Raw genomic sequence first — 20,745 nt, forward strand, 5'->3', positions numbered from 1 at the left:
GCAACCGCACCTGGCGGCGTTGAAGACGCTCAAAGGGGTCGGTCCGGTATTGCTGGCCGTGTTGGCGTGCCGGTTGCCGGAGCTTGGGACGCTCAACGGAAAGCAGATCTCCCGATTGGTGGGGGTTGCCCCGCTATCGCGCGACAGCGGCAAGATGCGTGGGAAACGAGGGATCGGCGGAGGCCGTGCCGATATCCGGCAAGCGCTGTACATGGCGGCGATGTCCTCGGCGCGTCACGAGCCCCGCCTGCGTGATTTTTATAGAGCGTTACGGACACGCGGCAAGGAAGGCAAGGTCGCGATCGTGGCGGTGATGCGCAAGATGCTGGTCATCCTCAATGCGCGCGTGCGCGATGAAAGAGCCGCCACGCAGCCAGCCTGAGCATGCTCGACGGCCATGAGCAGACGCAAAAGCGTGCCGGCCAGCGGCCGCCACCTATGGATGAACACGCCTGAAGGAAACCGATCAGAGCTCGCGGATCGAGATCCTGATCAACACAGTTGCTCCACGGACGGATTCACGGCGTGTCCCGACACTGGATGCGGCGCCGCGCTGCCGACCAACTCCGCACCGATCAATCTTGCGCACAGCATCTAGAATTTGCATGCGAGTGCTTCGCTTGACTGATGTGATCACACATGGAGAGACACCAAACGAAAGTGGCTATCGCCCGAAGAACGATAGCCACCAGCACAGCTACAACGCGTCGGAAGCGGGCGCTTTACAGCGCGGCTACCACTGCATCGCCCATCGCCACGGTGCCGACCTTGGTAGTGCCTTCCGACCAGATGTCGGCAGTGCGCAGGCCTTGGTCGAGTACCTTGCCAACAGCCTGCTCGATGGCATCCGCCGCAGCAGCTTGCGCGAAGGTGTAGCGCAACATCATTGCCACCGACAGGATGGTCGCCAGCGGGTTGGCGATGCCCTTGCCTGCGATGTCCGGCGCCGAGCCGTGGCAGGGCTCATACATGCCCTTGCTGTTGGCATCCAGCGAAGCCGACGGCAGCATGCCGATCGAGCCGGTGAGCATGGATGCCTGGTCGGACAGGATGTCGCCGAACATGTTGTCGGTCACGATCACGTCGAACTGTTTGGGCGCACGCACCAATTGCATGGCCGCGTTGTCCACATACATGTGCGACAGCGCGATATCCGGGTAGTCCTTGGCGACTTCTTCGACCACTGCACGCCAGAGCTGGCTCGATGCCAGCACGTTGGCCTTGTCGACCGAGCACAGCTTCTTGCCGCGCAAACGTGCCATCTCGAAGCCGGCCTTGGCGATGCGGCGGATCTCGCTTTCGCTGTACGGCAAGGTGTCGTAGGCCTGACGCTCGCCGTTCTCCAGCGTGCGCGTGCCGCGCGGCTGACCGAAATAGATGCCGCCGGTGAGCTCGCGCAGGATCAACAGATCCAGCCCGGACACCACCTCCGGCTTGAGCGTGGACGCATCGGCCAATTGCGGATACAGCAACGCCGGGCGCAGGTTGGCGAACAGGCCCAGTTGGGAGCGGATCTTGAGCAGGCCGCGCTCCGGCCGCAGCGACGGGTCGATGGTGTCCCACTGCGGGCCACCGACGGCGCCCAGCAGCACCGCATCGGCAGCGCACGCGCGCTCCAGTGTTTCATCGGCCAGCGGGCTGCCGTACTTGTCGTAGGCCGCGCCACCCAGTTCGTCGTACACCAGGGTGAAGCCCAAGCCGTGTTGCGCATCGATGCGCGTCAGCACCTTGACCGCTTCGGCCATGATTTCCGGGCCGATGCCGTCGCCGGGAAGAATCAGAATCTGCTTGCTCATGCAATCCTCGTGGAAGGGCGCTACCGCACCCGTTTTTCATTGTGCTGCGGCGTTCACGACGCAAGCTTTACTGCAACGCGACGAACAACCACGGTTGGCGTGCGCGATGACCTTGCTCGAAGCGACCGATTGCATCGGCGTCCTGCAGGGTCAGACCGATGTCGTCCAGCCCGTTGAGCAGGCAATGCTTGCGGAAGGCGTCGATGTCGAAACCGTATTCCACGCCATCGGGACGGCGCACACGCTGTGCGGCCAGATCCACGGTGAGCTGATAGCCCTCGGTGGCCAGGCACTGTTCGAATAAGGCATCCACTTCCGCCTCGGCCAGCACGATCGGCAGCAGACCGTTCTTGAAGCTGTTATTGAAGAAGATGTCGGCGAAGCTGGGCGCGATCACGGCGCGAAAGCCATACTCGTCCAGCGCCCACGGCGCATGCTCGCGCGAGGAGCCGCAGCCGAAGTTCTCGCGTGCCAGCAACACGCTGGCGGCCTGATAGCGCGGGAAATTGAGCACGAACTCCGGATTGAGCGGGCGCTGGCTGTTGTCGCGGCCAGGCTCGCCGATGTCCAGATACCGCCACTCATCGAACAGGTTCGGACCGAAGCCGGTGCGCTTGATCGACTTGAGGAATTGTTTAGGAATGATCTGGTCGGTGTCGACGTTGGCGCGATCGAGCGGCGCGACCAGTCCGGTGTGTTGGGTGAAAGGAGTCATTGGGAGGGGCCGGGATTTGGGATTGGGGGATTGGGGATTCGAAAAGGCCGGGGATGGCGGAGCGCTTTTTTACGAATCCCGAATTCCCAATGCCGAATCCCCGAGTTCACGCACATCGACAAAGTGTCCGCTCACCGCCGCGGCAGCGGCCATCGCCGGGCTGACCAGATGCGTGCGTCCACCGGCGCCCTGGCGGCCTTCGAAGTTGCGGTTGGAGGTGGAGGCGCAATGTTCGCCGCTGCCGAGCTTGTCCGGGTTCATGGCCAGGCACATCGAGCAGCCTGGCTCGCGCCATTCGAAACCGGCCTCCAGAAATACCTTGTCCAGGCCTTCTGCTTCGGCTTGTGCCTTGACCAAGCCCGAGCCTGGCACGACCAGCGCCTGCTTGATCGTGGAAGCGACCTTGCGGCCCTTGGCCACTGCGGCGGCGGCGCGCAGGTCTTCGATGCGCGAGTTGGTGCACGAGCCGATGAACACGCGATCCAGGCGGATGTCAGTGATCGGTTGATTGGCCTTCAGGCCCATGTATTTCAGCGCGCGTTCGATCGAGTCGCGCCTGGTCGGGTCCTGCTCGGCGGCCGGGTCCGGCACCTGCTGATCCACCGCCAGCACCATTTCCGGCGAGGTGCCCCAGCTGACCTGCGGTTTGATGTCTTCGGCACGCAGCTCCACCACGGTGTCGAAGTGCGCGTCCGGGTCGGAGACCAGCGTTCTCCACAACGCGACAGCCGTATCCCAATCGGCGCCCTTGGGGGCGAACGGGCGGCCCTTGACGTAGGCAATGGTTTTTTCGTCCACCGCCACCATGCCCACGCGCGCGCCGGCTTCGATGGACATGTTGCAGATGGTCATGCGCCCTTCCATCGACAGGTCGCGAATCGCGCTGCCGGCAAATTCCAGCGCATGGCCATTACCGCCGGCGGTGCCGATCTTGCCGATCACCGCCAGCACGATGTCCTTGGCGGTCACGCCGAACGGCAGCGTGCCTTCCACGCGCACCTGCATGTTCTTCATCTTCTTGGCGATCAGGCACTGCGTGGCCAGCACATGCTCGACCTCGGAGGTGCCGATGCCGTGCGCCAGCGCACCGAACGCACCGTGCGTGGAGGTATGCGAATCGCCGCAGACCACGGTCATGCCCGGCAGCGTGGCGCCCTGCTCCGGGCCGACCACGTGCACGATGCCCTGGCGCGCATCGTTCATCTTGAACTCGAGAATGCCGAAGTCGTCGCAGTTCTCGTCCAGGGTCTGCACCTGCAGGCGCGAGACTTCATCGGAAATCGACTCCAGCCCGCCCTGGCGCTCGGCGCGTGTGGTCGGCACGTTGTGGTCGGGGGTGGCGATGTTGGCGTCGATACGCCATGGCCTGCGCCCGGCCAGCCGCAGGCCTTCGAAGGCCTGCGGCGAGGTCACCTCGTGCAGGATGTGGCGGTCGATGTAAATCAGCGAGGAGCCGTCGTCACGACGGGCGACCTCATGCAGTTCCCACAGCTTGTCGTACAGCGTCTTGGCAGTCATCGCGGCAATCCGGGTGGCGAATGGTGGGTGCGCCCACCTGGCTGAGATCGATGCTAGGAGCTTGCCTTGGATAACGCAAATTCATATTGTTTATTCAACAAATGAATTTCAGGAATGCCAGTGGATCTCGCAAGCCTCAGCGCATTCGTGGCCATTGCCCAGAGCGGCAGCTTCTCGGCGGCCGGCGAGGCGCTGCACCTCACCCAACCGGCGGTGAGCAAGCGCATCGCCTTGCTGGAGGGCCAGTTGTCGGCGCGGTTGTTCGATCGCCTGGGCCGACAGGTGGTGCTGACCGAGGCCGGGCAGGCCCTGCTCCCCCGCGCCCAACGCATTCTTGCCGAACTGGAGGACACCCGCCGCGTGCTCGAGCACCTCGGGGCCTCGGTTGGCGGGCGCCTGAGCCTGGCCACCAGCCACCACGTGGGCCTGCACCGCCTACCGGCGTTGCTGCGTCGCTTCGCTGCGCAGCACCCGCAGGCCGCGCTGGACATCCAGTTTCTGGATTCGGAACTGGCGTATGCGGCGGTGCTACGCGGCGAGGTCGAACTGGCTGTGACCACCCTGGCACCGGACACGCGCGCGCCGCTGCGCGCGCGGCCGATCTGGCACGACCGTCTGCAATTCGTGGTGGCGCCCGACCATCCATTGGCCGCCCTGCGGGAGGTGACGCTAGAACACGTGGTGGCGCATCCTGCAGTGCTGCCGGACCCCGGCACGTTCACCCATCGCATCGTCGCCGGGCTGTTTGCCGAGCGTGGCCTGGCGCCACACCTGCGCATGACCACCAATTATCTGGAGACGATCAAGATGCTGGTATCGGTCGGGCTGGCCTGGAGCGTGTTGCCCGAACGCATGATCGACCATCAGATCGTCGCGCTGCCGCTGGCCGATGTGACGCTGTCGCGCGAGCTGGGCTGCGTGACGCACGGCGGGCGTACCTTGTCACGTGCGGCGCAGGCGTTTGTGGCGCTGTTGAACGCACAGGCAGACCAGACGTGACGCAGTCCCTGGAACGCGTGGTGCACGACATGCTCCGCTCGCATCCGCACCCACCTGCCAGCACTGCTGCGCCGCTGGTCCGCACAGCGTCACAAGGATAAAGACATTAGCGGAGCGCTCACGCATCGCACGCAAGACAGGGGCATCCAGCCACCGCTGTTCTGCACGGCTACACCCGGCAGACAGCGTAATACGCCAGCACGAGGTCAATGGTCGACCAGCCGGTCGCGCCCCTGCCGCTTGGCCTGGTACAGGCGACGGTCTGCCAATGCCAGCAGTTCGCGCCGCGTCGGCACTTCGTGGCTCATCGCCATGCCCATGCTTGCGGTGCACTGCACGCTGGTGCCGTGCGCATCCACTTCGATTGCCGCCAGGCGTTGCCGCATGCGCTCGAACAGCGCGCGTGCCTGCACCGCGTCCAGCCCGGTGGCGGCCAGCAGGAACTCTTCGCCGCCATGGCGCGCGGCGAAACACTGCGCCTGATCCTGGGCGCTCAAGGCATCGCCCAGCGCGCTCAACACCGCGTCGCCGACATCATGGCCGTAGGCGTCGTTGATGTGCTTGAAGTGGTCGATGTCCATCAGCGCCAGCGCCAGTGCCGGGCCACCGCTGCGTGCAGCGTCGAACCACTGCTGCAGCACACGTTCGGCTTCGCGCCGGTTGGGCAATGCAGTGAGCACGTCATGGCTGGCGCGGTATTCCAGCTGCTGCATCAGGGCTTCACGCTCCGCGCTGGCCTGCTGCAGCGCCAGATTCTTCTCGCGCAGTTCGCGTGTGCGCCGATCGATCACGGTATTAAGCTGGCGCTGGCTTCGCCGGTAGCTGGCCGTACGCCACAGGTAAAACCCGTAAATCAGGCTGGCCAGCGCAAGGACGCCCAACGCGATCACCTCGCCACGGCGCCACCACGGCGGGGCCAGTGCGATGACCAGACTGGATTCGCCAAGGAGTGCGGTCTGTCGCCAGTCCACCGGCAGCGACATCGCCTGCACACGGAAACGGAAGCGGCCCGGCGGCAGGTTGGTGTACACCGCCTCGGTGGCCGTGTCGGCGTCCACCCATTCCGGGTCGAAGCCTTCCAGGCGATAGCGGTAACGCACCTTGTCGGGCCCGCGGAAGTTCAGCCCGGCATAGCCGATGGCGATGCGCCGCGTCTCGGCGCCAAAGCGATGCGGGCCGCTGACCGGCTGCACCATGCCATCGACCAGCAAGCGCTCGAACACGATCGGCACGCGGTGACCTTGCAAGGTGCCGACGCGCGCCGGATCGATCACGCCCAGGCCGGCGGCGGTGGGAAACAGCAATTGCCCGGACAAGGTCAGCCAACCGGCCGGTGCGCTGCTGCCGTTGCCCTGGTTCCCGGGCATGCCGTCGCTGCGGTCCACCACCTCCACACTCAACTGCTCGCGGCTGCCGGCATCGATCTGGTCAAAGTCGCTGCGCGCGATGCGGAACACGCCGTGATTGCTGGACAGCCACAGGTAGCCGCGGCCATCGTCGATCACGCGGAAGACCTTGTCGCGCGGCAGGCCTACGCGGTGGTCGTAGACGCGGAACTGCTCGCCATGCAGGCGCAGCAGGCCACGATCGCTGGCGATCCACAGATCGCCGCCGGCGTCGCGCAGGAAGTCAAAGGCGTTCTGGCCAGGGAAGTCCTGTTCGCCCAGCCACGCACGCGTGCTGCCGCCCGGCGACAGACCGGTCATGCCGCGATCGGTCCCGATCCAGATGATGCCCTGCGCATCGCGGTACAGCGCCTGCACCGAACCGTCAGGCACCCCGTCGGCCGCGGTGTAACGACGCGCCTTGCCATGCCGCCAGCGCACCAGCCCGCCGGTGGTGCCGATCCACAGATCCTCGCCATCGGGCAATACCGCCCGCACCGACAGCGAGGGCAACCCATCGTCCGCACCGATGCGCACCAAGACCCTGCCCTGCGCGTCCAGCCGCAGCACGCCCTGGCTGTAGGTGCCGGCCCAGACCCCGCCGTCGCCGGCATCGGCCAGCGACAGCACCGATTGCTCCAGGATCCGGCCATCTTCGGACGGCAACAGCGACACCCGGGTGATCTGATCGTTGCGCCAGCGGTCCAGGCCGACCGCACTGCCGACCCACACGGTGCCATCGCGGGTCTGCAACACCGTGCGCACGTAATCGGAGGCCAGCCCGTCGTCCTGGGTGACGCCGTGCGCAGCGCCTTCGGCAATCCGGAACAGGCCATGGGTGCTGCCGACCCAGATCAGGCCTTCGGCATCTTCCAGCAGTGCCGGGCTGGCGACACCGGAGATCTGCACCTGTTCGTCGGGCACCCCGGCGCTACGATGCACCAGCAGCGTGCCGCTGGGCATGCTCATCCACAGATGCCCGCGCCGATCCAGCAACAGCGCATCCACCCGCTGGCCCTGGCGAAACCGTTGCAGCCCGCCGGCGCGACCCCACCACCACACGCCATCGTCGCCGGCGACCAGCAGGCCACCCTGGCGATCGCTGGCCAGCCGTCGGACCGGCACGGCCTGCATGCCATGCGCCTTGCCCCAGGCTTCTGCTGCACCGCCGGAGCGCGGCAGCCGGTACAAGCCCACTTCGGTGCCTACCCACAGCTCGCCGGTGTCGTCAGCCGACAGCGCGGTGATGCGCGCATGCGGCAACCCGGCCTGGCGGCCGACATCGATCAGGCGCCCATCCGGCTCGATCCGGTACAGCGTCTGCGGCGTCCCCACCCATAACGCGCCATCGGCACGACGCAGCAACGCGCTGACCGCCAGATGGCGCGCCGAGGCATCGCCCAATTGCTGCCACTTGCCATCCCGGTACCGGTAGACCCCGTCGAAGGCGGTCCCGAACAACATGCCGCCGGTGCTGTCGCGCAACACCACGAACACGCCCCCCAGTTCCACGCCCGGGGTGTTCTGGCGGTCGTAGACGGTGAAGTCGCGACCGTTGAACCGCGCCACGCCTTCCCAGGTGCCGAGCCAGATCAGCCCGTCCTCGCCCTGGGCCACCGCATGCACCAGGTTGTGCGGCAGGCCGTCGTCCATGTTCCAGCGCGTGACGGTGTGGTAGGCGGTGTGGTCGAGCTCCTGCGCGCCAGCCATCGGCAACCCGAGCGTCGCGCAGCACAGCGCGACCCACAGCCACAGCAGCGCCGCCCACAGCACACCTGTGCTGCGAACGCAGCCTGCATGCGTCTGCGCCCCGACCCTGTCCACGCTTCCGTCCCCTCGTCCGTGCCTGCTGGCCCCGCCTGCCGGTATGCACTGACAGGCCTGCGGCAAATCTATCACCGGGGTTTTCGGCCCGCCCTAGGTGGATTCCCCACAGCTGCCGGGACCACCATGACACCGGGAGGCATTCGGCCGAGACGGTGATGGCTTATCACTATTTCAGCGGCAACGGGGCACGCGGGGTGGTCATCTGCCGCCCGCTCCCACGCCGTGCGGACCTGTGGGCTGCGACGCGCGCGCTGATGCATTCAGGCCACCGAGTATAAATATAGAACCCGATGGTCTAGTATTGACCGCATGTCCAGCTCGCCCCCCCTCAAGTCCAAGGCCAAGAGCAACGGCCCTGGGCGTCCCAAGGATCTTGGGAAACGCGCCTCCATCCTGGGCGCTGCGCGCACCATGTTCATGGAGCAAGGCTATGCCGGGGTCAGCATGGATGGGATCGCCGCACAGGCGGGCGTCTCCAAGCTGACCGTCTATAGCCATTTTGGCGACAAGGAAAGCCTGTTTTCCGAGGCGATCCGCGCGCAATGCCAGCACATGATGCCGGACGACCTGTTCGATCATGCCCCCGAGGGCGCATTGCGCGACCAGTTGATCGAGATCGCGCATGCGTTCTTCGCCATGGTCAGTACCGACTCGGCCATTTCCACCCACCGCATGATGATGGCGCCCGGCACCGGCGACGTGCATGTGCGCGAGATGTTCTGGGACGCCGGCCCCAAGCGGACCCAACAGGCACTGGCGGATTTCCTGTCCGCACGGGTGGCCGATGGCCAGCTGGAGATCACCGACCTGGCCCGCGCGGCGTCGCAGTTCTTCTGCCTGCTCAAGGGCGAGTTGTATGCGTTGATGATGTGCGGCCTGCACGGCCAGCCCACCCGCGCGCAGGTGGACGAGCACATCGAATCCAGTGTGGACTTCTTTTTGAGGGCCTATGCACCCCGCTGACCGCCCCCGGCCTTTGGTGGCGATGACTTCCGGCACTGCGCCGGTGGTCCATGCGCGGCGATGCTAGATGCGCCAGTTGCCCCGCGCACCGGTAAAATGTCCGCCCCACCGCGTTGGATAACCGCACCATGACGATCGATTTCACCCAGGCCCGCGAAAAGATGGTCGAGCAGCAGATCCGGCCGTGGGACGTGCTGGACCTGCGCGTGCTCGACGTGCTGGCGCGCATGCCGCGCGAGGCCTTCGTGCCGGAGGCCTACAAGACCCTGGCCTATGTCGATGTGGAGATTCCGCTGTCGGCCGGCCACAAGATGATGAAGCCGGTGGTCGAAGGCCGCATGTTGCAGGCGCTGGATCTGCAACCGGGCGAAGACGTGCTGGAAGTGGGCACCGGTAGCGGCTTTGCCACCGCCTGCCTGGCGGCGCTCGCGCGCGAGGTCGTCAGCCTGGAGATCGACCCCGCGCTGGCCAGCGCCGCACGCGCCAATCTGGATGCAACCGGCCTGGGCAGCAATGTCCGGATCGACACCGCCGACGTGTTCGGCTGGCAGAGCGAGCGCCGTTTCGATGCCATCTGCGTGACCGGCGCGGTCGACACGCTGCCGACCCAGTGGCTGCAGTGGTTGCGCCCGAACGGCCGGCTGTTTGTCGTGCGCGGTCACGAACCGGTGATGGAAGCGGTCCTGGTCCGTGGCGATGTCAACGCCCCGCGCATCGAATCGTTGTTCGAAACCGACCTCGCCTATCTCCAGGGCGCCGCACCCACGCCCCGATTCCAATTCTGATTCCCAAGGAAGCTTCCCCGATGATTCGCCGATCCCTCGTTCTGGCCCTGGCCGCCGCCCTGTCTCCCATGGCTGCGCACGCCACCGACCTGCTGCAGGTCTACGAAATGGCCCGCAACGGCGATCCGCAGCTGGCCGTGGCTGAGTCCACGCGCCTGGTCAATCGGGAAGGCCAGGTGCAGGCGCGCGCGGCGTTGTTGCCGCAGCTGGACGGCACTGCCGGATTCACCCAGGCGCATCGCGAATTAGAAGGGGTTGACGGTCGTTCGACGACCAAGCAACGGCAGTATGCGATCCAGGGCAGTCAGACCATCTTCAACTGGGCCCAGTTCGCCACCCTGCGCGCCCAGCGCGAGATCGCCAAGGCAGCCGATTTCACGCTGGCATCGGCGAACAACGATTTGATCACCCGTACGTCGGCGGCGTACTTCCAGGTGCTGGTGGGCATCGAATCGCTCGCGGCAGCAGAGACCAACGAAGCAGCCGCCAAGAAGCAGTTCGATTACGCGGACAAGCGTCTGGAGGTTGGCCTGGCGCCGATCACCGACGTGCACGAAGCCCGTGCCCAGTACGACCAGGCGCGCGCGGACACCATCAACGCACGTAATACGCTGAAGGATTACTACCAGGCGCTAACCGAACTCACCGGCCAGCCGGTGGTGGGCTTGCGTGCGCTGCCGGAAGACTTCCGCCCGGAAGTGCCGGCGGCCTACAGCAATGTCGATCAACTGGTGTCCACCGCCATTGCCGATAACCCGGCATTGAAGGCACAGCAGCTGCAGGTCAGCGCGGCCGAAGCGCAGGTCAACGCCGCGCGTGCCGGGCATTACCCGACCCTGAATCTCGGCGCCAATATCGGCCGCAGCAACAGTTGGGGTGGCCAAGGAACGGTGGATCAGGCAGCTGGCAACTTCACCACCAACGGCCGCGACATCGATACCGATTCGATCGGCGTGACCTTGTCGATCCCGATCTTCGCTGGCGGTGCAACCCAGTCGGCCGTGCGCCAGGCGCTGTCGCGTCGTGACATCCAGCAGGACACCTACGAGCAGCAGAAGCGCGCGCTGGATCGCAATACGCGCAATGCCTATCAAACCGTGGTTGCCGGTATCAGCGAAGTGGAAGCGCGCCGCCTGGCCGTGGTCTCCGCACAGGCGGCCTATGACGCCTCGCAGGTCGGCCTGGAAGTTGGCACGCGTACCGTGCTGGACGTGGTGCAGAACCAGCGCACCCTGTTCCAGGCACAGCTGAACTACGCGCAGTCGCGTTACACCTTCCTGCAGAACCGGCTGTTGCTGGGCCAGGCCATCGGCAAGCTCGACATTACCGATCTGCAGGACGTCAACCGCCTGCTGTCGCAGGATGCCGAGTCCAGGCTGCAGGGCAGTGGCTCGCTGCAGTAACGCGATCCGCAGGTAACGCGAAAGGCGGGCCCAGGCCCGCCTTTTTTGTGCGCGCGAGGCAATTGCATGTGCGCTTTTCGTGGCGACTGCTGCAAGTTCGGTTAGTACGGTAAAGCGGTCGTTACGACGCCCGATGCGCTGCGTTGGATAAAGCCAGGCTCGCGTCAGTCACCGTTGCACGCTCTCACTGATGAACGCAACGACCGCTGCAATCTGGCAGCTGGCGTCTGCAGAATTGCTGCATGTCATGCACGCAGTCATGCACGCAGCCACGTGCGGATCAACAAGCCTTACGCAGCAGCGCCGTCGCTCACCACCGGCGGCAGATCCTGTGCAATGTGCAGCAGCGTGCGCGCGACGGCGCCCTTGCCATTGGCGACCAAGGCCAGGCCAGCGGCGGCCATTGCGTCACGCTGTGCAGGATCGCCCAGCAAGCGGGCAAGGTCGTTGTACACGCACTCGGCGTCCTCGCAGATGGCCACCGCATCGGCTTCGCGCATGCGCCGCGAGATTTCGGAAAAATTATGCAGATGCGGGCCGGTGACCGCAGGCGTGCCGACTGCCGCCGGCTCCAGCAGGTTGTGCCCGCCGATCGGCTGCAGGCTGCCGCCGACGAAGGCCACCTGCGCGCAGGCATAAAAACTCATCAACTCGCCCAGGGTATCGATGACAAACACCTTGTCGCGCGCTTGTGGCCATTGCTGGGTCTTGCGCGTGGACACGGCCCAGCCACGTTCGCGCGCCAGCGCCTCGACCTTGGGAAAGCGTTCCGGATGGCGCGGCGCCCACAGCAGCAACAGGTCGGGCCATTGCAGCAGCAGCCGCGCATGGATATCGGCCACTGCGGCCTCTTCGCCTTCGTGCGTACTGGCGGCAATCCACACCGGGCGGGTGGCCGGCACATGCGCGCGAAACTGCGCGACCAGCGCCTGCAACTGCGCCGGCGCAGCGATATCGAACTTCAGATTGCCCAGTGCCACCACCTGGTCCGGACGCGCGCCAAGGGTGATGAAACGCTCCGCATCGTCCTGCGACTGTGCCGCCACGCAGGTCACCGTGCGCAGCGCGCGGCTGATCAATGGGGCCAGCACGCGATAACCGCGCAACGACCGCGCCGAGAGCCGCGCATTGAGGATGTACAGCGGGATCTTGCGGTCGCGACAGCCGAACAGCATGTTCGGCCACAACTCGGTTTCCAGGATCAGCGCCAGTCTTGGCCGGAAATGCTCCAGAAACCGGCCCACGCTACCGGGCACGTCATAGGGCAGATACACATGGTCGACCGCATCGCCCCACACGGCGCGCACGCGTTCGGAGCCGGTGGGTGTGATGGTGGTGATGACCCAGCGGATGTCCGGCCGCTGCGCACGCAAGGCGTTGACCAGTGGCGCAGCGGCGTTGACCTCGCCCACCGACACCGCATGCACCCAGACCCGTGGACGGCCACAGGCATGCGTGTACGAGGCATAGCGCTCGTTCCAGCGATTGAAATACTCGCGCACGCGAAAGCCGCGCCACACCAGGTGGTACACCGTGACCGGCAACAACAGGTAGAGCAGCGCCGAGTACAGCCCGCGCAACAGCCATTCGATCGGGTCTTTCCGCATGCGTGCAGGATACGGGAGCGTCCGCAGGTGCGCATGTGCACGATCCCTTAGAATTGCCGCATGTCAGAACCCGCCAACGTCGCCGTTCGCCCATCCCTGCGCAATCCCAGGCACTGGCCCATGTATCTGGGCCTGGCCGTCATGGTGCTGGCCGGGCGCCTGCCCTGGACGCTACAACGCGCGTTGGGCCGCGGCGTGGGCTGGATCGCGATGCGCGCGGCGGGCACGCGGCGGCGCGCTGCCGAGGTCAACCTCAAGCTGTGTTTCCCCGAGCAGGACGATGCCTGGCGGGCACGACTGCTGCGCGACAGCTTCGATGCGCTGGGCGTGGGCCTGTTCGAGTTCGCGCGCGCCTGGTGGGGCAGCATCGACGCCATCCGCCCGGGGGTGCAGATCGAAGGCCTGGAACATCTGCAGCGGCTGCAGGAGCAGAAGCGTGGGGTGCTGCTGGTGTCCGGGCATTTCATGACGCTGGAGATGTGCGGGCGCCTGTTGTGCGACCACGTGCCGCTGGCCGGCATGTACCGCAGGCACCGCAACCCGGTGTTCGAATGGGCGGTCAAGCGCGGGCGGTTGCGCTATGCCACGCACATGTTCGCCAACGAGGACCTGCGCGCCACCATCAAGCATCTCAAGCGCGGCGGTTTTCTGTGGTACGCGCCCGACCAGGACATGCGCGGCAAGGACACCGTGTTCGTGCCGTTCTTCGGGCACCCGGCCTCCACCATCACCGCCACGCACCAGCTGGCGCGACTGACCGGTTGCGCAGTGGTGCCCTACTTCCATCGCCGCGAAGGCGGCCGCTACATCCTCAAGATCGCACCGCCGCTGGCAGGCATCCCGTCCGAGGACGTGATCGCCGATACCACGCAGGTCAATGCGGCGATCGAGGACATGGTGCGCGAGGCGCCGGACCAATACCTGTGGATCCATCGCCGCTTCAAGCGACAACCGGGCGGCCGCAGCGCGTTCTACCAGTGACGCCTACGGCCCTGCAGCGTGCTGCAGGTGCAGGTGATCGATCGGCCGGCGTCGCTAGCGCGGCGGTGCCTGCTCCGCGTCGTCGTTGAGCAGCGCGCCCGCATACAAACCCGCCAGCATCAGGCTCAGCCCGCCCCAGAAGCTGGAATAGAACGCCAGGTGGGTATTGAGCGGGAACACGGTGGCCACCAGCGCAATCATCGCTGGCCGGGCCTGCTCACGCGCGCCCACGCTCGAATAGCGCCACGCACGCCACGCCTGCGCCGCCCCGGCAAGCCACAGCAGCAGACCGATCACGCCGGTTTCGGCCAGGATTTCCAGCACGATCTGGTGCGCATGGAAGGCCGGGCCATCGCCCCAGGCCGGTGGCTGCGACGGCGCCGGATTGCAGGCCGGATACGCCTGCCGGAACCCGCGCGCGCCGACGCCGTTGAAGGGATGCTCGCCAATCATGCACAGCGCGGCGCCCCAGATCTGGCCGCGCCCCGACAAGGCGTGGTCCACGCCCTGCTCGCCGTTGCCGAATGCCAGTGCCGTGCGCTGCAGACGCTCGCGTGCCTGCGGTGCCACCGCCACCACGACCCCGCCCAGCAGCACACCGGCCACGGCCACCACCACCAGACGGCGGCCGCCCAGCAATTGCCAGCCCGAGAGCAGCACGATCACGCCGTAGGTGATCCACGACGCGCGCGAACCCGCCAGCACCAGCACCACGCCGACGGCTGCCGCCGCGCCCGCCCAGGCCCAGCGATTGCGCCGCCCCAGCGCCAGCAACAGAAACGGCGACAGGCTGGCCAGGGTCTGCCCGAACTTGAGATTGCACGGCCCCAGCACGCCGCTGAGGCGGTCCACCAGCGCCAGCTCCTGCGGCGTGCACAGCCCGTGACCGCTGATCAGCTGCTTGAGTTCATCCAGCGCGAAGAACAACGGGCTGCTGCCGAAGGCGGCCTGCAACAACGCATCCAGCGTCCATACCGCGCCGATCACCGCCAGGCCGGTGAAGGTCCGGCGGCGGCGCTGCGCGTTGGCCACCGCGATCGCGCACAGCCACATGAAAGGCAGATAGCGCAGGTCGGTGGCCGACTTGCGCAGCGCCCGCCCGGCATCCACCGCATCCAGCGCCGACAGCATCTGCGGCAGCCAGTAGGCAAAGAAGAGCACGCTGGTCAGCGCCCAGGCGGCGCCGCTGAGCAAGCCGGTGCCGCCACGGAAGCGGGCATGCGCCAGGCGGTAGGCCGCGAACAACGCGCCCAGCGACAGCACCGTTTCGGCCAGCCCGGGCGTGGGCCACAGGGCAACGAACAGGATCACCCACAGCGGCGCCCAGCGCCCGACGTCGGGCGTCAACACGGGCGCTTGCGCGATGGGCTCAGCGGCGGAGTTCGTCATAGACCTTCAAGGTGGCCGATTGCATGGCCTGCAACGTATAGGGAAGCACCGCCGGCGGCGCGGGCGGGCGCTGCAGGAGCCCGAGCGCCTGCGCGTGCAGCGCGGCGGTATCGAAGGCCGGCACCGCGCCGGCAGGCTGCAGCTCGGCGAGCAATTCGCCAACCCCGCCATGCGCCCACCCCAGGACCGGGCGGCCCACCGCCAACGCTTCGACGACGGTGCGGCCGAAGGCCTCTGGCTTGCGCGAGAGCTGCAACACCAGATCGCTGGCGGCGTAGGCCTCGGCAATGCGCGCGGTGGGCTCGGTAAAGGCGACCGCCGCGGCCACACCCAGGCGCGCGGCCTCGGCTTCCAGCTCGCGTACATAGGCTGCGCGCCCGGGCTCGCGCGCGCCCGGCAGCCATAGCCAGGCCGGCACGCCGGACGCGCGCAGCGCGGCCAGCAGTTGCAGGCCGTCGGCATGGCCCTTCAGACGGGTGCCGCGTCCGGGCAGCAGCAGCAACGGTGCGTCGGCCGGCAGGCCGGGCAGCAGTGTCTGTGCCCAGGCGCGCGCGCGCCGGTCGGCCCCGAGGCGGCGCGGAAACTGCGCGATATCCACACCGCGCGGGATGGTGCGCATGCGCGCCGGGTCGGTCTGCGGGTAATGCGCGCGGACGTAGTCACTCACGGTCTGCGAGACGCAGATGACCCGCTCGCCATAGGTCATGACCGCGCTGTAGCGGCTAGGCGAATTGAGCCCGTGCACGGTGGTGACGAAGCGTGGCCGGGTCGCGGCCGGCATCCCGCGCAACGCGTACCAGCCCAGCCAGGCCGGCAGGCGCGACCGCGCATGGACGATGTCGGCACCGAGTTCGGCAAACAGCCGGCGCAGGCCAACCACATGCCGCAGGGTCAGCAACGACTTGCGGCCGATATCCAGGGTGAGGTGCTCGCCACCGGCGTCCAGCAACGGCTGCACCAGGCGCCCGCCGGCCGATACCACCACGGCCCGATGCCCGGCGCGCACCAGCGCCGCAGCAATTTCCAGGGTGGAGCGCTCGACGCCGCCGGACTGCAGCGCCGGCAGCAATTGCACCACGGTCAGGCGGTGCATCCGGCCAGGATCAGTCGGCGAGCACGAACAACGCGCCGCAGTACGGGCACTTGGCTTCGCCGTTGGGTTCGTCTTCGATCGGCAGGTACACGCGCGGATGCGAGTTCCACAGCGCCATCTGCGGCGTCGGGCAGCTCAGCGGCAGGTCTGCCCGCTGCACGGTGTAGCGCGTTTCGGCATTGGCGGGCGCGGTGGCGGTCTGGCTCATGGCGGTGCAGTCGGGAAACGAAGACAGAGCGCGGATTCTAGCAGCCTGCCCGCACCCGCAGGGTGGCGCGGTGGCCGACGCTCTGCCCTGACCGGCGTGCGGTGTGCTCGACGGCCGGCGGCAGGCCTGGGGTTGAGACGGCGTGTTGCCGCGGGCAGACGCGGCGCCGGGCGCCTGGAACGCCGCGCCATGTCACCTGAGCAGCATGGGCCACACATGGAATGATGTCGATTGAGGTGCATCGATGACCTGCAGCTCGACGTCGCTTGATGTGCGTAATGCCTTCTGCGGTGACGCAACGCCATGGCTGGTGACTACGCGGCCTTGCCTGCCATGCGCATCATGCCCTTCTCCTTGCGCTGCGAGATGGTCAGCCGAGTCGATCAGCGGCGTGGCAGCTTCCGCTTCCCAAGCCACTACGCGCGAAATGCCGGTCAAGACACATGTTGACACCTGCGCAGTCCCGATCGGATCTGTCCGCAGTGTTTGTTCCGCTCGCCCGCCACGCATCGGACGAGGCAGTGCACAGCTCGCTTGCGTGCCTTGCGTGTTTTGTCCACGATCGGCCAGCATTGGCGCTGCGGGCACCACGCCGGCAGGACCTCGTTGGATCGCCACGCGCAGGTCCGAGCGCTGCAACGCGGCGCTGCGGCCCGCGCAACACTGCGCGCCCTCGGACGCCCCAGGAGAAACCAGCACGTGAGTTTGTCTGTCGTTGTGCGGCACTTGCCGTTGGTTGCGGCGCTGGCCGTCGCCTCGCTGCCTGCAGGGGCCGCCACCGGCTTTGCAAGCTCGTTCGAGCAGGGCCAGCCCGCGCCCGCCGCGGCAAGTGCTGGCGGGGTGCAGATTGCGCTCGGCAATGGTCCTGCCGCGCCGTCTGCGGCCAGGCCCGGTGCCGGGTACAGCGGCGCACGCGCGTTGCGCTACGACAGCAGCGGTGCCGGTGACCGACGTGTGTTGTTTGCCACCGATCTTGCAATCGATGCGCAGACCACGCTGTCGTGGATGGTGCTGCCGGAAAGCGTCGGCAGCGATCATGTGGCGTCGACGTATGTGTCGCTGGATCTGGTGCTGGACGATGGCACGCGGTTGTCCGACACCCTGGCGCGCGACCAGCATGGCGTGGCCGTGGGTGCGCGTGCGCAGGGGCTGTCGAAGACGCTGTACCCCCAGCAGTGGGCACGCAAGCAGGTGCGGCTCGGCGAGGTGGCTGGTTTGCGCGGGCGCCGCGTGCGTGCGATCGAGCTGGATCTGGCACCACCTGCTGGCGCAACCGCTGCCGGCTGGATCGACGATGTGGCCATTGCCGATGTGCCCGTGATCGCGCCCGTTCGTCCATCGGATCGGGTGCTGACCACACGTGGCACGCAGTCCAACGGCACGTTTTCGCGTGGCAACAACTTCCCTGCGACGGCAGTGCCGCATGGCTTCAACTTCTGGACACCGGTAACCGATGCGGGGACGCTGACCTGGCTGTACCGGTGGAACGAACACAACGATGCGGACAACCGGCCGCGCCTGCAGGCGCTGTCGCTCAGCCATCAGCCCAGCCCCTGGATGGGCGACCGGCAGACCTTCCAGGTGATGCCGTCGCTCACTGCCGGCGTGCCGGAGGCCGATCGCAGCAAACGCGCGCTGGCGTTCTCGCATGCCAACGAGGTAGCGCGTCTTTACCGCTATGCGGTGCAGTTCGATAACGGCCTGCACGCCGAGATCGCACCGACCGATCACGCGGCACTGTTCCGCTTTCGCTTCCCGGCGCGGGGCGATGCCAATCTGCTGTTCGACAACGTGGATGCACGCGGCGGGTTGCGCCTGGATGCGGCAACCCAGACGCTGGCTGGTTACACCGATGTGCGCAGCGGGCTGTCCACCGGGGCGACGCGCATGTATGTGTATGCCACCTTCGATCGCCCGTGGAAGGACAGCGGCCGCATCGACACCGGCCGGCCCACCGGTTGGATCAAGTTCGATGCCGGCAGCGCACGCCAGGTGCAGATGCGCATCGCCACCTCGCTGATATCGCTCGACCAGGCCAGGCATAACCTGGCGCTGGAAATCACTCCGCAGGCCAGTGTCGAGCAGGTCGCCGCGCGCGCGCGCGATGCCTGGGATGCGTTGCTCGGCCGTTTCGAGGTTGCCGATGCGACGGACGATCAGGCCACCACGCTGTATTCCAACCTGTATCGGCTGCATCTGTATCCGAACTCGGCACACGAAAACGTCGGCAGCGCCGACGCGCCCGATTGGCGCTACGCCAGCCAGAACAGTTGGTCGGACGACAACATCGATGGCAGCGCGGTGCGCAGCTTTGCGCCGATCCGCGATGGCCGGGTCTACGTCAACAACGGGCTGTGGGATACCTTTCGCACCGCATGGCCGGCGTATGCGCTGTTTGCACCCGATCAGGCCGGAACATTGGTACAGGGGTTCATCGAGCAGGCGCGTGCAGGAGGATGGATTGCGCGCTGGTCTTCGCCCGGCTACGCCGACCTGATGGTGGGCACCAGCTCGGACGTGGCGTTTGCCGATGCCTGGCTCAAGGGCGTGCGCGGCTTCGACCCGGCCGAGGCGTACGCTGCGGCGCTGAAGAACGCCACTGTAGTGCCGCCGGATCGGCATGTGGGCCGCAAGGGCATGGCGCGCTCGACCTTCCGCGGCTATGCCGACACCGACACGCACGAAGGCATGTCGTGGTCGATGGAAGGTGCGCTCAACGACTTCGGTATCGCCAACATGGCCGATGCCTTGTCCAGGCAGGCAACCAACGCACACGAGCGTGAGCGCTATGCAACCGAAGCGGTGTACTTCCGTCATCGCGCGGCCGGCTATGCGGCCTTGTTCGACCCCTCCGTGGGCTTCTTCCAGGGCCGCAGGGCAGATGGTGAGTGGCGGGTGGATGCCGCGCATTACGACCCGCGCGTGTGGGGTCATGATTACACCGAATCCAGCGGCTGGACCTTTGCGTTCACCGCACCGCACGATGGCCAGGGACTGGCCGCGCTCTACGGTGGCCGTGATGCCCTGGCGGCAAAGCTGGACCGCTTTTTTGCCATGCCCGAAACCGGCGAAGCCGCGTTTTCCGGGTCCTACGGTGGCGTCATCCACGAAATGACCGAGGCACGCGACGTGCGCATGGGTATGTATGCGCACAGCAACCAGCCGGCGCACCACATCCCGTGGATGTACCTGTATGCCGGGCAGCCTTGGAAAACACAGCAGCTGACGCGTGAGATCCTGGCGCGGCTGTACCTGGGCAGCGAGATCGGCCAGGGCTATGCGGGCGACGAAGACAACGGCGAAATGTCGGCGTGGTACCTGTTCGCATCGCTGGGGCTGTATCCGCTGCGCATGGGCGCGCCGGAATACGTGATCGGCTCGCCGTTGTTCAAGCATGCCAGCGTGCGTTTGCCCAATGGCGGGACGCTGGTCGTCAATGCACCGCAGAATTCGCCGCAGAACGTGTATGTGCAATCGCTAAAGGTCAATGGCCAACCCTGGCGCAAGACCTGGTTGCCGCATGCGGCCATTACCGACGGTGCGAGGCTGGACTTCGAGATGGGGCCGGCGCCTTCACGCTGGGGGAGCGGAGCGGATGAAGCGCCGCCGTCGTTGACCCCTGCGGGGAAGCACCCTGCCCCGTTGCGGGATTTGCTCGGAGACACGGCGCGCATCACGCTGGCCGATGGCGGCGACGTGGCTGCGTTGCATGACGACGATGCCGGAACGGTCGCTGCAATTGCCCCGACATCGACACTGACGCTTAGCGGCATTGCGCGCGGCACGCCAACGTTCTACACACTGACCAATGGCCATGCCGTACTTGCGGCAAGTGGATGGACCTTGCAAGCGCGTACGGCTGATGGCGCGTGGAAGGTCATCGATCAGCGCGATGAGGAGACGTTCGAATGGCCGTTGCAGACGCGCCCGTTTCGTATCGCCATGCCTGGTGCGTATGCCGAATATCGGCTGCGCTTCAGTGCGCCGGCGAAGGTGCAGCTGGCGGAGATCGAACTGCTGGGGGCGGAGCCTGCGGTGCGTTGAAGGAGGCTTTTATCGAATCCATGGTGGCACTG

16 protein-coding genes are annotated in these 20,745 nt (G+C 66.5%); 7 read left to right on the top strand and 9 right to left on the bottom strand.

Going from position 1 to position 20,745, the window contains the following annotated elements:
* Window positions 1–382 (top strand): transposase (locus OZ10_RS07465; protein ID WP_039564367.1); only part of this gene is annotated, 382 nt, incomplete at its 5' end.
* A gap of 340 nt (window positions 383–722) precedes the next feature.
* Here the strand turns inward: OZ10_RS07465 and leuB are convergent.
* The 3 genes from leuB to leuC all read right to left on the bottom strand — a co-directional run bounded on the left by leuB (window position 723) and on the right by leuC (window position 4,029).
* Window positions 723–1,796, bottom strand: coding sequence for a 3-isopropylmalate dehydrogenase (gene leuB, locus OZ10_RS07470; RefSeq protein WP_039564368.1), 1,074 nt, complete (start codon window positions 1,794–1,796; stop codon window positions 723–725).
* 67 nt (window positions 1,797–1,863) lie between these two features.
* Window positions 1,864–2,511, bottom strand: coding sequence for a 3-isopropylmalate dehydratase small subunit (gene leuD, locus OZ10_RS07475; RefSeq protein WP_039564370.1), 648 nt, complete (start codon window positions 2,509–2,511; stop codon window positions 1,864–1,866).
* 69 nt (window positions 2,512–2,580) lie between these two features.
* Window positions 2,581–4,029, bottom strand: coding sequence for a 3-isopropylmalate dehydratase large subunit (leuC, locus tag OZ10_RS07480; RefSeq protein WP_039564372.1), 1,449 nt, complete (start codon window positions 4,027–4,029; stop codon window positions 2,581–2,583).
* Between the two features lie 120 nt (window positions 4,030–4,149).
* On the opposite strand from leuC, the gene OZ10_RS07485 reads away from it, so the two are divergent.
* A complete protein-coding gene (locus OZ10_RS07485; RefSeq protein WP_039406311.1) occupies window positions 4,150–5,028 on the top strand; it encodes a LysR family transcriptional regulator in 879 nt (292 codons plus the stop codon).
* A gap of 206 nt (window positions 5,029–5,234) precedes the next feature.
* Here OZ10_RS07485 and OZ10_RS07490 read toward each other — a convergent pair whose 3' ends face one another.
* On the bottom strand, window positions 5,235–8,237 hold the full coding sequence (locus tag OZ10_RS07490) for a ligand-binding sensor domain-containing diguanylate cyclase (protein WP_039564374.1): 3,003 nt from the start codon (window positions 8,235–8,237) through the stop codon (window positions 5,235–5,237).
* A gap of 312 nt (window positions 8,238–8,549) precedes the next feature.
* Between OZ10_RS07490 and OZ10_RS07495 the strand changes: the two genes are divergently transcribed.
* The 3 genes from OZ10_RS07495 (at window position 8,550) to OZ10_RS07505 (ending at window position 11,391) form a co-directional block, all read left to right on the top strand.
* Entirely contained in the window at window positions 8,550–9,203 is a 654-nt protein-coding gene (locus OZ10_RS07495) for a TetR/AcrR family transcriptional regulator (protein WP_039564375.1), read from the top strand.
* Window positions 9,204–9,331: 128 nt separating this feature from the next.
* Window positions 9,332–9,988, top strand: coding sequence for a protein-L-isoaspartate O-methyltransferase family protein (locus OZ10_RS07500; protein WP_039406308.1), 657 nt, complete (start codon window positions 9,332–9,334; stop codon window positions 9,986–9,988).
* A gap of 20 nt (window positions 9,989–10,008) precedes the next feature.
* Window positions 10,009–11,391, top strand: a complete 1,383-nt coding sequence (locus OZ10_RS07505; protein WP_039564377.1) for a TolC family outer membrane protein — start codon at window positions 10,009–10,011, stop codon at window positions 11,389–11,391.
* 290 nt (window positions 11,392–11,681) lie between these two features.
* Here OZ10_RS07505 and waaA read toward each other — a convergent pair whose 3' ends face one another.
* Complete coding sequence (gene waaA, locus OZ10_RS07510; RefSeq protein ID WP_039564379.1) at window positions 11,682–12,998, bottom strand: lipid IV(A) 3-deoxy-D-manno-octulosonic acid transferase; 1,317 nt, start codon at window positions 12,996–12,998, stop codon at window positions 11,682–11,684.
* A 60-nt stretch (window positions 12,999–13,058) separates the two neighbouring features.
* On the opposite strand from waaA, the gene OZ10_RS07515 reads away from it, so the two are divergent.
* A complete protein-coding gene (locus OZ10_RS07515) occupies window positions 13,059–13,979 on the top strand; it encodes an LpxL/LpxP family Kdo(2)-lipid IV(A) lauroyl/palmitoleoyl acyltransferase (RefSeq protein ID WP_039406279.1) in 921 nt (306 codons plus the stop codon).
* Window positions 13,980–14,033: 54 nt separating this feature from the next.
* Here OZ10_RS07515 and OZ10_RS07520 read toward each other — a convergent pair whose 3' ends face one another.
* From OZ10_RS07520 to OZ10_RS22095, 4 genes are all read right to left on the bottom strand, one after another.
* A complete protein-coding gene (locus OZ10_RS07520; protein WP_039564381.1) occupies window positions 14,034–15,368 on the bottom strand; it encodes an O-antigen ligase family protein in 1,335 nt (444 codons plus the stop codon).
* The gene (locus OZ10_RS07525; protein ID WP_039564383.1) at window positions 15,349–16,461 is read right to left on the bottom strand and encodes a glycosyltransferase; all 1,113 of its coding nucleotides are present in this window, start codon (window positions 16,459–16,461) and stop codon (window positions 15,349–15,351) included. Before OZ10_RS07525 ends, OZ10_RS07520 begins: the two co-directional genes overlap by 20 nt.
* A gap of 10 nt (window positions 16,462–16,471) precedes the next feature.
* Window positions 16,472–16,669 (bottom strand): zinc-finger domain-containing protein, encoded by a 198-nt coding sequence (locus OZ10_RS07530; protein ID WP_039406274.1) that lies wholly within the window; start codon window positions 16,667–16,669, stop codon window positions 16,472–16,474.
* Between the two features lie 192 nt (window positions 16,670–16,861).
* Window positions 16,862–17,107, bottom strand: a complete 246-nt coding sequence (locus OZ10_RS22095) for a hypothetical protein (RefSeq protein ID WP_139051286.1) — start codon at window positions 17,105–17,107, stop codon at window positions 16,862–16,864.
* Between the two features lie 261 nt (window positions 17,108–17,368).
* Here OZ10_RS22095 and OZ10_RS07535 point away from each other — a divergent pair, with 261 nt between their 5' ends.
* Window positions 17,369–20,713, top strand: a complete 3,345-nt coding sequence (locus tag OZ10_RS07535; RefSeq protein WP_039564384.1) for a GH92 family glycosyl hydrolase — start codon at window positions 17,369–17,371, stop codon at window positions 20,711–20,713.
* Window positions 20,714–20,745: the final 32 nt, after the last annotated feature.

The organism is Xanthomonas cannabis pv. cannabis (genome assembly GCF_000802365.1).
In the GTDB taxonomy this organism is placed as follows: Bacteria; Pseudomonadota; Gammaproteobacteria; order Xanthomonadales; family Xanthomonadaceae; genus Xanthomonas; species Xanthomonas cannabis.

Excerpts from the sequence above, each read along its gene's own strand:
- leuB (WP_039564368.1), bottom strand. The coding sequence starts at position 1,796 with ATGAGCAAGCAGATTCTGATTCTTCCCGGCGACGGCATCGGCCCGGAA.
- leuD (WP_039564370.1), bottom strand. The coding sequence starts at position 2,511 with ATGACTCCTTTCACCCAACACACCGGACTGGTCGCGCCGCTCGATCGC.
- leuC (WP_039564372.1), bottom strand. The coding sequence starts at position 4,029 with ATGACTGCCAAGACGCTGTACGACAAGCTGTGGGAACTGCATGAGGTC.
- OZ10_RS07495 (WP_039564375.1), top strand. The coding sequence starts at position 8,550 with ATGTCCAGCTCGCCCCCCCTCAAGTCCAAGGCCAAGAGCAACGGCCCT.
- OZ10_RS07500 (WP_039406308.1), top strand. The coding sequence starts at position 9,332 with ATGACGATCGATTTCACCCAGGCCCGCGAAAAGATGGTCGAGCAGCAG.
- OZ10_RS07505 (WP_039564377.1), top strand. The coding sequence starts at position 10,009 with ATGATTCGCCGATCCCTCGTTCTGGCCCTGGCCGCCGCCCTGTCTCCC.
- waaA (WP_039564379.1), bottom strand. The coding sequence starts at position 12,998 with ATGCGGAAAGACCCGATCGAATGGCTGTTGCGCGGGCTGTACTCGGCG.
- OZ10_RS07515 (WP_039406279.1), top strand. The coding sequence starts at position 13,059 with ATGTCAGAACCCGCCAACGTCGCCGTTCGCCCATCCCTGCGCAATCCC.
- OZ10_RS07520 (WP_039564381.1), bottom strand. The coding sequence starts at position 15,368 with ATGACGAACTCCGCCGCTGAGCCCATCGCGCAAGCGCCCGTGTTGACG.
- OZ10_RS07525 (WP_039564383.1), bottom strand. The coding sequence starts at position 16,461 with ATGCACCGCCTGACCGTGGTGCAATTGCTGCCGGCGCTGCAGTCCGGC.
- OZ10_RS07530 (WP_039406274.1), bottom strand. The coding sequence starts at position 16,669 with ATGAGCCAGACCGCCACCGCGCCCGCCAATGCCGAAACGCGCTACACC.